Source organism: Lysinibacillus sp. BF-4, assembly GCF_000743635.1.
Taxonomy (GTDB): Bacteria; Bacillota; Bacilli; order Bacillales_A; family Planococcaceae; genus Metalysinibacillus; species Metalysinibacillus saudimassiliensis.
Window position 1 is genome coordinate 342,859 of sequence record NZ_JPUW01000001.1, and the last position, 12,724, is coordinate 355,582.

The 12,724-nt window shown below is 36.4% G+C and carries 19 protein-coding genes; 13 read left to right on the forward strand and 6 right to left on the reverse strand.

Features of this window, described 5'->3' with window-relative positions:
- Positions 1-172 precede the first annotated feature (172 nt).
- The 3 genes from comGA to CH76_RS13640 are packed head-to-tail and all read left to right on the forward strand — an operon-like array spanning position 173 to position 2,327.
- Complete coding sequence (comGA, locus tag CH76_RS01770; protein ID WP_036141992.1) at positions 173-1,168, forward strand: competence type IV pilus ATPase ComGA; 996 nt, start codon at positions 173-175, stop codon at positions 1,166-1,168.
- Positions 1,165-2,214, forward strand: a complete 1,050-nt coding sequence (gene comGB, locus CH76_RS01775) for a competence type IV pilus assembly protein ComGB (protein ID WP_036141994.1) — start codon at positions 1,165-1,167, stop codon at positions 2,212-2,214. The genes comGA and comGB overlap by 4 nt, the downstream gene beginning before the upstream one ends.
- A gap of 11 nt (positions 2,215-2,225) precedes the next feature.
- The gene (locus CH76_RS13640) at positions 2,226-2,327 is read left to right on the forward strand and encodes a prepilin-type N-terminal cleavage/methylation domain-containing protein (RefSeq protein WP_081892591.1); all 102 of its coding nucleotides are present in this window, start codon (positions 2,226-2,228) and stop codon (positions 2,325-2,327) included.
- A 34-nt stretch (positions 2,328-2,361) separates the two neighbouring features.
- Here CH76_RS13640 and CH76_RS01780 read toward each other — a convergent pair whose 3' ends face one another.
- From CH76_RS01780 to CH76_RS01800, 5 genes are all read right to left on the reverse strand, one after another.
- Entirely contained in the window at positions 2,362-4,227 is a 1,866-nt protein-coding gene (locus CH76_RS01780) for a recombinase family protein (RefSeq protein WP_036141996.1), read from the reverse strand.
- A 37-nt stretch (positions 4,228-4,264) separates the two neighbouring features.
- Entirely contained in the window at positions 4,265-4,768 is a 504-nt protein-coding gene (locus CH76_RS01785) for an ImmA/IrrE family metallo-endopeptidase (protein ID WP_051910125.1), read from the reverse strand.
- A 77-nt stretch (positions 4,769-4,845) separates the two neighbouring features.
- On the reverse strand, positions 4,846-5,166 hold the full coding sequence (locus CH76_RS01790) for a hypothetical protein (RefSeq protein WP_036141999.1): 321 nt from the start codon (positions 5,164-5,166) through the stop codon (positions 4,846-4,848).
- A complete protein-coding gene (locus tag CH76_RS01795; RefSeq protein ID WP_051910127.1) occupies positions 5,166-7,043 on the reverse strand; it encodes a DEAD/DEAH box helicase in 1,878 nt (625 codons plus the stop codon). Before CH76_RS01795 ends, CH76_RS01790 begins: the two co-directional genes overlap by 1 nt.
- A 93-nt stretch (positions 7,044-7,136) precedes the next feature.
- Positions 7,137-7,490 (reverse strand): helix-turn-helix domain-containing protein, encoded by a 354-nt coding sequence (locus CH76_RS01800; RefSeq protein ID WP_036142001.1) that lies wholly within the window; start codon positions 7,488-7,490, stop codon positions 7,137-7,139.
- Between the two features lie 158 nt (positions 7,491-7,648).
- Between CH76_RS01800 and CH76_RS01805 the strand changes: the two genes are divergently transcribed.
- Entirely contained in the window at positions 7,649-7,855 is a 207-nt protein-coding gene (locus CH76_RS01805; RefSeq protein WP_036142004.1) for a helix-turn-helix transcriptional regulator, read from the forward strand.
- A gap of 57 nt (positions 7,856-7,912) precedes the next feature.
- Complete coding sequence (locus CH76_RS01810) at positions 7,913-8,152, forward strand: hypothetical protein (protein ID WP_036142006.1); 240 nt, start codon at positions 7,913-7,915, stop codon at positions 8,150-8,152.
- A 90-nt stretch (positions 8,153-8,242) separates the two neighbouring features.
- Here the strand turns inward: CH76_RS01810 and CH76_RS01815 are convergent, their stop codons facing one another.
- A complete protein-coding gene (locus CH76_RS01815; protein WP_036142008.1) occupies positions 8,243-8,551 on the reverse strand; it encodes a helix-turn-helix domain-containing protein in 309 nt (102 codons plus the stop codon).
- A 146-nt stretch (positions 8,552-8,697) separates the two neighbouring features.
- Here CH76_RS01815 and CH76_RS01820 point away from each other — a divergent pair, with 146 nt between their 5' ends.
- From CH76_RS01820 to CH76_RS01860, 8 genes are all read left to right on the forward strand, one after another.
- Positions 8,698-8,913, forward strand: a complete 216-nt coding sequence (locus CH76_RS01820; RefSeq protein ID WP_036142010.1) for a helix-turn-helix domain-containing protein — start codon at positions 8,698-8,700, stop codon at positions 8,911-8,913.
- A 52-nt stretch (positions 8,914-8,965) separates the two neighbouring features.
- On the forward strand, positions 8,966-9,169 hold the full coding sequence (locus tag CH76_RS01825; protein ID WP_036142012.1) for a hypothetical protein: 204 nt from the start codon (positions 8,966-8,968) through the stop codon (positions 9,167-9,169).
- A 98-nt stretch (positions 9,170-9,267) separates the two neighbouring features.
- Positions 9,268-10,323, forward strand: a complete 1,056-nt coding sequence (locus CH76_RS13405; protein ID WP_051910129.1) for a conserved phage C-terminal domain-containing protein — start codon at positions 9,268-9,270, stop codon at positions 10,321-10,323.
- Positions 10,244-11,101, forward strand: coding sequence for an ATP-binding protein (locus CH76_RS01840; RefSeq protein WP_235190334.1), 858 nt, complete (start codon positions 10,244-10,246; stop codon positions 11,099-11,101). The genes CH76_RS13405 and CH76_RS01840 overlap by 80 nt, the downstream gene beginning before the upstream one ends.
- A 20-nt stretch (positions 11,102-11,121) precedes the next feature.
- Positions 11,122-11,625, forward strand: coding sequence for an ArpU family phage packaging/lysis transcriptional regulator (locus tag CH76_RS01845; protein ID WP_036142017.1), 504 nt, complete (start codon positions 11,122-11,124; stop codon positions 11,623-11,625).
- A 112-nt stretch (positions 11,626-11,737) separates the two neighbouring features.
- The gene (locus CH76_RS01850) at positions 11,738-11,956 is read left to right on the forward strand and encodes a hypothetical protein (RefSeq protein WP_036142020.1); all 219 of its coding nucleotides are present in this window, start codon (positions 11,738-11,740) and stop codon (positions 11,954-11,956) included.
- 17 nt (positions 11,957-11,973) lie between these two features.
- A complete protein-coding gene (locus CH76_RS01855; RefSeq protein ID WP_081892593.1) occupies positions 11,974-12,303 on the forward strand; it encodes a DUF3850 domain-containing protein in 330 nt (109 codons plus the stop codon).
- Positions 12,304-12,449: 146 nt separating this feature from the next.
- The gene (locus CH76_RS01860) at positions 12,450-12,674 is read left to right on the forward strand and encodes a hypothetical protein (RefSeq protein WP_152553270.1); all 225 of its coding nucleotides are present in this window, start codon (positions 12,450-12,452) and stop codon (positions 12,672-12,674) included.
- Positions 12,675-12,724: the final 50 nt, after the last annotated feature.

Sequence of the window (12,724 nt, forward strand, 5' to 3'; positions counted from 1 at the left end):
AAAATTGATAATAAAAAAGGCGCTAAAAATGAATTATCTCCCATCAAAATCACGCAAAATAAAATAATATAGCAAAAAAGACTAGCAAAATGTAACTTTCGTCGTTGGTCTTTTCATTTCGAAAGTAACGCTTTATACTGCAAGTAAGCACAAGCAGAAAGGAGCCAATCATATGGTAGTAGAATCAGTTATTGAAAAAAAGTGCGACCAGCTCTTACAAAAAGCAATTCAATTTAACGCCTCTGACATTCAATTAACCCCACTTGAAACAAATTATTATGTGTATTTTAAACGTAATAATTACCGCATGGAGGTAGGGGAGATAACGACGGATTTAGGAGAGCGGATGATTTCCTATTTTAAATTTTTGTCCTCGCTTGATATTAGTGAGAAACGCAAACCTCAAAGCGGTGCTTTTAAGCAACAGATTAGCACTACCCTCTACGCCTTTCGTGTATCCACGCTACCAGCTGTCCAAATGAAAGAAAGCCTAATTATAAGGGTGTTACTACAAAATCAGTCCACAGAGCTAGAAACCCTTAGTTATTTTCCACAAAGCGCTAAGTCATTGCTTGCGCTCACACAAACCGAGCAAGGCATTATTATTTTAACGGGTGCTACAGGCTCGGGCAAAACAACCTCACTTTACTCCCTTATTCATCACAGTGCACATGCACTAAACCGCAATGTTATTTCCCTCGAAGACCCTGTCGAAAGTAACCAACAAAATATTTTACAAATCCAAGTGAATGAACGTGCAGGTGTTACATATGCCACGGGGCTTAAAGCTATTCTTAGGCACTCACCTGATGTGATTATGGTAGGCGAGATTAGAGATACGGATACAGCGAAGGTAGCGATTGAAGCAGCGCTTACAGGGCATCTCGTATTAACGACAGTACATGCTAAAGATACGGTAGGATGCTTGTACCGTATGTTATCGCTTGGCATTAGCTTTGAAGATTTGCGCCAAAGTGTAGTTGGTATTGTTGCACAGCAACTTATAACAGTTGCTGATGAACGCACCGCAATTTATGAAATTTTGCAGGGTGATGCGCTACGCGAAGCATTTAGTGCGATTCGTGCAGGGGACTGGTATAGCATTCCAACAGAGCTGTCTTTAGCTTATCAAAAGCGCTGCATTGCCAACTTGGAGACGAGTTCTTGAAGCAGTGGCTAGCCAAGCGGCGCAGTAAGCGTGATTTGTTTATTAAGGATAAGGTGAGCTTTATGAAAAAACTAAGTGAGTTATTAGCAGAAGGCTATCATTTTTCGGAGGCTATTATTGTGTTGCTACCGCACCATGTGAAAAATGTGGAACTTGCTACAACAACAATTATGGAGCAGTTGCGTGAGGGGCATGGTGTAGTAGAGGTAATGGAGCTTTTTGCAGTAGCCCCGCATCATTTAATTACCTTTACAATTGCTGAGCGTGACGGAGAGATGATTGCTGCCTTTGCACGTGTAGCTGAACAAATTGCTACAGAAGAACGTCTTAAACAAAAATTTAGGCAGGCGATGCTGTATCCAGCAACGTTACTTACACTCTTATTTTTTATGTTTTTAGTTTTTCGCACAGCCTTTTTTCCACGTATTGCTGCAATTACTGCAGAGCGACAAACAACTGCCGCTGATGAGGTGCGGCTATATGAGCTATTACTGTATTTACCTGACTTCTTTTTATTCCTCTTTGTTAGTATATCCCTCAGCATTATTGCAGTGACCTACTACATTCGTAAACAACCCATTGAACAACAACTTCGTATTCAGCGCCGTCTTGTGCTTTGGCGCACTATTCATAAAACACGTTTAACAAGACAGTTTGCCGCACACTTAGGCGCGCTGCTACATGCAGGCATCTCTTTGCAAGACAGCTTGCTAATTTTGCGTCAGCAAACGTACCACGCTTATATCCGTTATATTGCTATGGCAACACATGAACAAGTGTTACAGGGCACGCCACTGCCAACAGTCATTGCGTTAAGTGATGATTTAGCGCCACAACTGCTGATGTTTATTGAGCATGGCGAAAAAAGCGGGTTTTTAAGTAAGGAGTTATTAATTTATAGTGAGTTGCTAGAGGAGCGCACAACAAAGTGGTTAGAGCGCTTAATTAGTGCTATGCAACCCTTGTTATTTGTAATTATTGCGCTTTGTATTGTGGCGGCTTATGTCAGCCTATTAGTACCTATTTATAATATGATGAAATTTTAGGAGGTTTTTTTGTGCGAAATGAAAAAGGTTTTACTCTAGTTGAAATGCTTGTTGTTTTATTTATTATTGCGATTGTGTTAATAACTGAAAACAACAACTATCGTATTATCTAATGTAACTTAAGGTAGCAACATAAAGTGTATGTTCTTACCTTAGGTTATATTTTTTGATGTATTTAAGTACAGTACCTTGATTAATTTTAGCGCGATCTGCAATTTTATAACTACTCATTTTAATGTCTTCAGCTAAACATTCCTTTATGATAGCTACAGCAATTTTGCGTTTTTCGTCAGAAGCCCTACCAGGTAATAGGTTATTGTATTTACCAAAGCGTTTTTCATCTTTTCTTAAGGTTTCAGCGTTTAATCCAGTCATTCTTTTTAGTTGCATGAAAGATATAGGTTTTGATTGTTTATTTAATAGCTGTTGAGTAGCTATATAGCGCTTGTATTGACGTTCTCTTAATTGGCGCGCTGCTACTACGTTATAATCATCAACTTTAATATCAAACTTAAGGTCAAAGCCTAATTTGTTATTAAATGCAAACGTCATCTCGTATTGATCCTCTCCAGTGCAACGTAGTTCTGCTTCATTAATTAAGGATCCTAACAAATCTGCTTTTTCGCTTTCTGTGAGTTCATTTTCAATATTATCTATGATTGCTAGATATTCTTCTCCGAGATTAATACCTCGGATAAAACTATCGTAATTATACCGCTGCTCCTCGATCATTGTTATTTTTGATTGTTTGGCTTGGACTTCATCTTCTAGCGACTTTATTTCTTGTTCAATGGTATAGCGTTTTGTATCTAACGATTGCTTAGACCAATGTCCATCCATATATAAATCAATGAGCTTGTCTAGTTTACCTTTTGTTTTCTGTAATCGTGACTTTAATTTAGTATTTACTTTTTTTAACGTATTTAATTCTTTCTTATCTTTACTAAAGTCTACTGCTAAATATTTTTCCGCCAATTCTTCGTCCTTTAAAATAGATTTAATCGCTTGAAAGAGCGGTCGGGTAATACGGTCAGTATGAATTGATGGTTGGAGCGAACATGCTTTGTGATGAAAGTAATTGTTGTGTTTTAAATAAGCATTAACAGTTTGTCCATTCTGATAACCAAATCCTATGGATAAATAATAATTGCACTTAGGGCAACGGTATTTCAAGGCTCTCAAGGCATGAGCATGTTTACTTTGAGGGTATTCTCTATAACGCTTATTAATACGTGCTTGTATGGCTTCATATACTGCTTTTGTGCGTAGCTTGGGGTAAACATTAGGCACACTGATTATATCGCTACCAAAGCGTCTTTCAAGTATCCCGTGGTAGCATTTAGCGTTGAGCTTTACTGAAACTTGCTGAGATTGCCACGTACCACCATTAGGGGTTTTGCTAATCTTATTTAATCTGCTTGCAATTTGATTGATGCTTAGATTCTTATTTACAAATAAATCATCAATATAAGAAATCACCCAAGCGTGCTCTTCATTTATTGTGACGCTATTGGTGCTAGCGTCATAGATGTACTCGTCAGCTTGGCGGCCATAGATTTTCCCCTCACGTGTATACTGCTTTAGTCCTCGTGTCATACGACGTTTGATTGCACGTCGCTCTCGCTGTGCAAAGAGGTTTTTTAGATCGCTAAAAAACTCGTCATCTTCATTGGTTAGATCAACGATATTGCCAGGCTCTGCTATTTTTACACCATTGTCACGTAAAACACCTTTAAGCAACTCCCAATTGACTGTATCAAGGCGAGATAGACGGTCTTGGTCTGTTACTAGCACTATATCAACAAAACCATCATCGACAGCATCTAGGAGCTTTGTTAGTCCTGCTTTTTCATAGTTTGCCCCTGAGTCCACATCTTCATAAATTTTTGTAATGTGCCAGCCTTGCTGTTCCGCATATTTTGTTAATTCGTGACGTTGAGCAGGTAAGCTGTAGCGGTCTTCTTGCAGCTTAGTTGATACACGAATATATATGGCCACATTATGTTTGCTCATTCCACTCACTCCTAATGAAATTTTCGCTAATAATGACTTAGCTTATCATTTCTTTGATTTCTTTTCGACTACTCTTGCACACACGAAATTGTTTATTGCGAGAATACTCTTCAAATCGTTTAATTGCTAATTCTTTTGTTACTTTAAACCTGTTGATGATGTCAGATATTGTCCAATTGTCTTCTTGCTGAAGCATAAAGGTGGGTATACAAATATGACGCATCAAATAGTCAGCTTTACTCTCCTGATAGTTAATCCAATCTAACCAGTTGATTGATTTATCTTGTCTACCAGCGTGCAAAAAAATATGTGCTAACTCATGACAAAAATCTAGCCATAGTAGCTCCTTCGATTGCTTATTGTTTAGCATGATATACATAATTTCATCATAATAAATGGTCATGCTCGTATCTAACCAAAAATGCACATCAATACCTAAGGAGCAAGAGATGTGTTCAATGCTGAGATCCTCAGGCTTTTGTATGTTACAGCGCGTAGTCAACAAATTTTCAATTAAATCTTCTGTATGAGTAAAATACACGATATCCCACCTCTGTAGAACATTTGTTCTATTTCAGTGTAAAACAAAGCCTCTATTAAGTAAATAGAGGCTTTGTTTTACACTATACTTTGATATTGAGTGGAAATATTTTCTATCATTTGTTTAGCTTCAGCATATTTATTGAAAATAACTGTATTTTTACCGTTGATTGTGACTGTTTGTTTAATTAAATCACCATCATAATTAAATACATATGCATCAACTACAGAGGTATTAAATGCTAATTTTTCAGAAATGATAATATTACGAGTAGATTTTGAACTTGAATCACTAATTAAAGATAAGTGATTCTGTTGAGAGACTTGGTGTAATAATTCTTCAGGTGTTACTCCCTGGTACATTAATAAGTCAACTATTTTGTTAAGGTATTCAGACATTAGTTATCCCCCTCCTTCAACATATTATTAATCTTTTCTTTAAGTTTAGCAATATAATCTGGCAATATTTTTTCTGCTTCTTCAAAATCGTAACGTTCCCATTCATCAATTCCACGTTTTAAGTGACGTTTCATTTGATAATTAACATAAACATTTGTATAAGCAGCGTTATCAGACAAAGATTTATACATAGGGTTTGACGTATTTTCAACAAGTTCCCTGGTTGTAGGATCCAACGATGTTTCAATGAATAAATTAGTTAAAAGTTCATCTACCTGTTTGCGATAGTTATTATGCAACTCTTCACGTAATAGTTCTTCACGTAATTGATTTCTTTTGTTTGTAATATCTTGTTCTAATTCTTGCTGATAACTTCTTTTGATAGCATTTAACATCTTTTCATCAGTTCCAATATTTCGTAACATCTCGAGCTGTTGATTTAGTTTTTGTTCACGTTTTTTAATGATAGATTGAAGCTCTTCTTTATAGTGATTTGCAGAACCATCATTTAAAAATTCACTAATAGTTGTAATAATAGCACCAGTACCCTTAACTTCACTTATATCACTACTACGGTTATATTCCATATCAATAAATCTAGTGATATTTGATTTAGTTTGAGCTTCAATTGTTTGTGAAGTGTAATACTTCCATAATTCATCTAATTGGAGCTCGGTGTGATAAACTACATTTGCGATATTATCAATGTTATCAATAGCATTAGGACTATTTATACGACGGAGTGCACGACCTATAAATTGTGCGTAGGGCGCAAGTGAACGAAAAGGACGGAAGATGGCTGCTATACTAATATTAGGGTGATCGAACCCTTCACCTAACATATCAACATTTACTAATACATCTATTTGGCCCTTTTTAAACTCAATGATACTTTTGCTGGCTGCTTCTGTATCTTCACTGGAGACATATTCAGCACTAGCTCCTGATTGTCTATAAAGTTCAGTAATTTGTTTAGCATGATCAATGCTACATGCAACAGCAATAATTTGATGATGAGCGTTCCCATTTGTACGTTTTTCAGACAATTTTTCTAAACTGATATCTACAATGGTTTTACTACAACTCATGGAATACGCCACGCTTCTAGTAAGTTTATTGGCATCCATTAAAGTTAAAGCTGTTTCTTTATCTACAAGCTCGCCGTCAACCTCAAATTGTAGCGTCTCTTCACTATGAGTTTCATTAACTATGTTTTTGATATACTTTTCTTTTATAGCATCTGATAATTTATAATTATAGATTTCATCACCAGTGAGTGGAACCTTATCATCTCTAAACGGAGTTGCTGTTAATTTAATAATTTTTTTTGCATCAAAATAATCTAGAGCATCTAACCATGTTTGAGCTTCCGAATGGTGCGCCTCGTCAATAATTATCATATCAAAAAAATCTTTTTTCAATAGATTAGTTAACGTCTGTTTAGATCCGTTTCCAGAGACTTTGTGAATGTTGGTTACTATAATATCAGCATCGTTTAAATATGTTATCACTCTTTTCTTGTCACTTGGACTCTTAGGTTTAAATCCAGCATACCGATAAAATGTAGGTAAATTATCATCGTTTATAATAACTTTGTGTTTAGACCAAAAGTTTAGTGCATTTCGTGTATCAAAGGCATCTGAAATACCTTCTCTAATTATTAAACCAGGAGTTATTATTAAAACACGCCCTTTAGCTATGCCTAAAGGTAAACAACCAATCAAGCCTGTTTTCCCTGTACCAGTTGGTAATACAACAATTTTGTGTGTATCAGGATTTTGTTGAAAAGCATTTTTAACAGCGGTATAAGCTTCACGTTGTGGTCTACGTAAGTACATATTGTCTTCAATAAAATAATTTTGTGCATCAAGTTTCACATTACATCTCTCCTGTGTCTAATTAATGGTATAAATTATATATAATGGTTGTTTGTAATACAATAAAAAGCATGAATTTATCATCATGCTTTTTTACTTTTTTTTAATAATCTCCCAAATCTCCCGTAGCTGCCTAATTTTATCTTCCTCAGATTTAGGCAATTCTCGATAAAAAACATTCAAGTCAGGGTTGTTTAGCCATTCTTTGAATTCTTTATCGTTATTACTATCTTCGTTCGGAATAGTTTGCTTATCCGTTCTTCCTAAAATATAGTCTGTACTTACTTGAAAAAGATCAGCTAACTTTTGTAATGTTTCTGTGTCTGGAGAACGAGTATTATTTTCATAACCAGAGATAGAAACTTTAGTGACATTTACAAATTTGCCAACCTCTTCTTGAGTTAGTTTCTTATTTAAACGAAGCTCTTTTAGGCGTTTACCATTCATAATGATACCTCACTTTCGCCAATACTTTAATTATACAAGTTAACTAGTGGATAACAATCTAAGTTAACTAAAAAGGAATAAACAAAATTTTAATTGTTGACAGTAAACATCAAGTTAACTATCATATAGTTAACACTATGTTAATTAGGAGGTGTGTTATGACATTAGTTAAATTAAAAAAAATAAGAGAAGATAGTGGAATGACATATCAAAAAGTAGCCGAAATAGTAGGTATATCCAAAGAACACTATTGGTTTATAGAGAATGGAAAACGGGGCTTGACTTATGATATGGCCGTTAGAATTGCGAACGTGTTTAATAAAAAGCCAGATGAAATTTTTTTTAAACAAAAAGTTAACCTGTAGTTTATTATATCTTAATAAAATAACAAAAACTACTAACAGAAGAGGAGTTGTTTACTGATGAAACCAGTTATTAATCCAGAGCTTGTCATGATTCGAGCGCAGTTGCCTAAACAAATTGCAGATGTAGCTTTAACTAGTCCAGCGAAAGCACTTGATTTAATCCAGCATTGGGGGCATGGCACAAAGCCTTTACGTGATTTGTCACAGATGGCACATGAGTACTTGATGGAACACGAGTACTTAGCACCGGGTGAATCGTTAAAAAAAATTGGGATAACAATGAACAGAGCTGAGTAATTGCTATGAAAACAAACGTCCATTTAGAAAAATATTTAAGCAACAAACAAAAACTCCAGTAGTATAAGAATTTACTAGCTGGAGTAGGTATTAATAGGCTTTTAACGATTTAATCATCTGGATAACAGTAGCACGTTCTTCATCAGTCAAGTTTTTCCCAATGTCTAGCCATGCTAGTAACTCAGAGGATAATGAAGCCTCCGATGTATCGAAAAATTCGGATAGCGACATATCGAAATAACTACAAATTTTAAAGAGTAATTCCAATGAGGGCTTAGCGGTACCTTTTTCTATTTTATTAATTGTGGATGGATCGACCTGTAACTCTTTAGAAAGTTTATTTGCTGATAGATTATTTGCTTCTCGTAGTAAAGAAATACGATTTCCGATATTAAACATTATCATCACCCTTATTGAATTATATTCAACATAAATTTTATCATATTAGGCATTTAAGACGTAATATTGGATTAAAGTCAATAATATTATTGATATATTGGATATAATCCAATATAATTGGTGTTAATTAAGGAGGATATTCAATTATGAATAAAAGTGTAGGTATTAATATTCGTGAACTAAGAAAAAAACGTGATTTAACCCAGTACCAATTAGCAGATCTAGTAGTTGCTGACGTGTCAACGATAAGCAAAATTGAAAATAATAAAGCAAATCCTTCTTTAAAAATGCTAGAAAGAATTGCTAATGCATTAAACGTATCTATAACAGAATTGCTAATTGATAACAGTTTTAGAGCTTAATTATAACCCAATAAAATAACAAAAACTACTAAATGAAAGGGGGTGTTTACTGATGAAACCAGTTATTAATCCAGAGCTTGTCATGATTCGAGCGCAGTTGCCTAAACAAATTGCAGATGTAGCTTTGGCTAGTCCAGCTAAAGCACTTGATTTAATCCAACATTGGGGACATGGCACAAAGCCTTTACGTGATTTATCACAGATGGCACACGAGTACTTAGCAGCAGCCCATGAATCGTTAGAAAAGTTGGGGTGATGGTGAATGTAGCTAGAATGTTCATGAAATCATAACACATTAAACGACATTATGTTTTATAAAATACGAATTACATTTCGTAGTAAAGGAGTTGCACTATGCAGAAATTAAAAAGAGCCGTCATCAAAGAGGAGTTAGTCGTACTAACGGGCAGCCTTAACGAAGCTATTGTATTAAATCAACTTATTTTTTGGTCTGAGCGTGCGAAGGACTCGGATAACTTTTTACAAGAAGAAATTGCACGTGCCAAGCGTTTTAATGACGGTACAGCCATGGACCCAGAGGACATTAAAAAAACACTGCTGAGTGGCTGGGTGTACAAAACGGCAGAGGAAATGTTGGATGAAACAATGTTGACATGTAGCCGACAGACTATGGATCGCATTTTTAAAAGCTTAACTGAAAAAGGCTTTATTGATAAGCGTAGAAACCCTAAATATAAGTGGGATAAGACATGGCAATATCGTGTGAATTTACAATTTTTAAGTCAAGCATTAATCAAATTAGGCTATGTGTTAGAAGGATATTCATTACCTCAATCGGAATTCCAAAATGAGCAGTCAAGTAATTATGGTGAACAGTCGAATGGACAAAATGACCAACCGAATGGACAAATTGAGCAATCGAATGCTCATGGTGAGCATACGAAAGCCCAAAACGAGCAATCGAACGCTCACTGTGAGCAATCGAATGCTCATGGTGAGCAAGCAATACCAAAGATTACTACAAAGACTACTACAAAGATTACTACAGAAGATAAAAACAATGTCGTTGCTGACGCAACAGACGATGCGCGCTCATCGGTGCACGATGATGTGATTGGTTACCTGAATCAACGAACGGGTCGTAATTACAACGCAAAGGCAAAAGGAAACCAAAAATATATCAATGCACGATTGGCTGAAGGTTACACGTTAGCAGACTTAAAAACCGTCATTGATAACAAAGTCGCTGTTTGGCTGCATCATCCCAAATGGTCCAATTACTTACGCCCATCAACGTTGTTTAATGGCGATAATTTTGACGCTTACCTAAACGAAATACCGTTCGAAAAAAATAAAGGAGGGGTGCCTTATGAGCCACAATCAATCAACGGATCTAATGAACCAGCTAGTGGACAACATCACGAAGAATGGCGCAACTACTCTGTCTAACCCAGATGGTGTTGTGTGTGTGCACTGCGGCACGCTGGTGCCACCTTTGGAAGTTGAGGTGCTTGGGAGGAAGCGTACTGTACAGCCTGTGTGTAAATGCGTTACTAAGCTACAAGCAGCGGAACAAAAGCGCTTTGAGAATTATCAGCGTGAAAAAGATGTGAGGCGCTTATTTGCAATCAGCGATGTGGGCAACCGCTATCAAAATGTGACATTTACGAATTTCACAGTGCGCCCAGGTACCGAAAATTCATTGAAGCTCGCAAAGCACTATGTTAGTCGTTTTAACAAAGAAAACCCTAATGCCTTATTATTTTTTGGTGAGCCAGGTAACGGTAAGACACATTTAGCTGCGGCAGTTCATAACGCTTTAGTCGCTCAGGGACATGTCATTGTTTTTATCTCGATGACGGATTTATTAAACAAAATTAAATCAACGTTTAACAAGGCAGCTAAAGAAACCCAAGACGATATTTTAAAGGCACTTGCTGTGTGCGATTTATTGATTATTGATGATATTGGTGCGGAGAAAATTAGTGATTGGGTGGAAGAGACCGTATATCGCATTTTGGATACACGTTATCGTTGTAATCGGCCAGTAGTTGCTACATCTAACCTGACTACCGATGAAATTTGTGCCAAGTTAGGGAGTCGTATTCATGATCGTCTTTTAGAGATGTGCCAGCCCGTATATAATGCGGCAACGAGTTACCGCAAGGAGTTAGCACAAAAGCGAACGCAACACCTTAGCAAATTAATTCAAACAGGCGAAATTTAATAAACTTAAGGAGTGGTTACATGCGAACCAGCAATCAACTAGCATTTGGCATTGAGAGTCCTTATTTAGATGCCGCGGATAAACTATTTACAACTGAAGAATTAGATCGAATTTTAGCGAATCAGCAAAAATATTTTATGAGCTTTGCGGAGTTGTGGCTGAAGCAATATCACCAAATGAAACGTGTGGCAACTACATTAGCAGTGCCGTCTATTACGTCAAGTTGGTCGGATGTTACATCTCATGTAACAGGTGTCAATGAGAGTAATGTAGAACGCTATGCGTTAAAGAAAATCACAGCGCAAGAATGGCTAGCTACCTTACACAAAGCACTAGCTGAGTTGCCAGGTGATTTTCAACAACTTATCGAACTAAAATACCTGAAACGCAGGGGAGACGGACAGTGTTATGCGGATGATTACGTGTACGATTCACTTTGTCTTTCGCGATCGGCATATTACAAAATCAAACCAATTGCGCTTGATGAGCTAGGACGCACATTGCATGCACTTACACAAACGTAAACGTGTTGTGTATGCAATGAAAATATAAAGTATGTAAAGTTTTAGCGAATGTATTGATTATCGCATACATTAGTAGTATCATGTATGTAATAACGAACAAGGAGCTGATTTTATGCATAGTACATACGTGCAGTGTGTAGGATTTACAACTTCACCTTTTGCGATTGTGATTTGGAAAATGCCTGACATGCAGTTGGTTTGTAAAACGATTTGTTATGACGAGGATGAGGTGCAAAATGCACTGGCTCGTCAACATCAGGGGTTTTTCAAGCAGCTAACGCCAACCGTGCATTATGTAGGGGTAGCTGAGATTTCGGAAAAAGTATCTTAAATTATGGAGGGATAGTCATGAAGGAACATAGCTTAAAATTACGTCAGCCTTATTATGCTGATGTCGAAAGTGGAAAGAAAACATTCGAGATTCGCAAGGTGGATCGCAACTATGAAGTCGGAGATGTGCTCATTCTTGAGGAAGTAGCGTGTGCAGCGGATCTATCTTATCGTTTTACAGGGCGTAACTTACTGCGTCGTATTGTATACGTTACAGATTTTATGCAACGAGCAGGCTACGTTGTACTCGGTATTGAACCGTATTGTGGCGACTACAAAGCTGATAGCGAGCCAATGAAAACGATTGATGAGGTGACAGCGTATGATTCAAGCGCTGACAAAGTATGAAGACGGGCAGCAGCTGTTATTAGTTGGTCATTTTACCAGACAAGAAATAGTAACGTACAAGCAAGAAGGCTATCAGCTTCAGCAATTTAATAAACATGGAATAGTAGTAACTCGTTAATTTACTTATAAGGGTGAGGAGGGACATTGTGATGGTAATTGCAAAGAATTTTCTAAGTATGTTTTGGGGAATTGTAGGGTTGGGTTTAATTCTTTTAGCATTCTTAATTGCATTAGATTGGATTTTTATTACGTATGGTATTTTTCAAAAACACTTTCCAGAAGTATGGTATCAAATTAAGACAATGGATTTTTTAGAATATGATAATTATAAAAATCCTTCGTTTATTCCAGGACGTGAGTCAGCAAAGTAATAAGCGTTAGTAGAATTTAGAATTAGTAACATCACTTTCTGTGAAATATA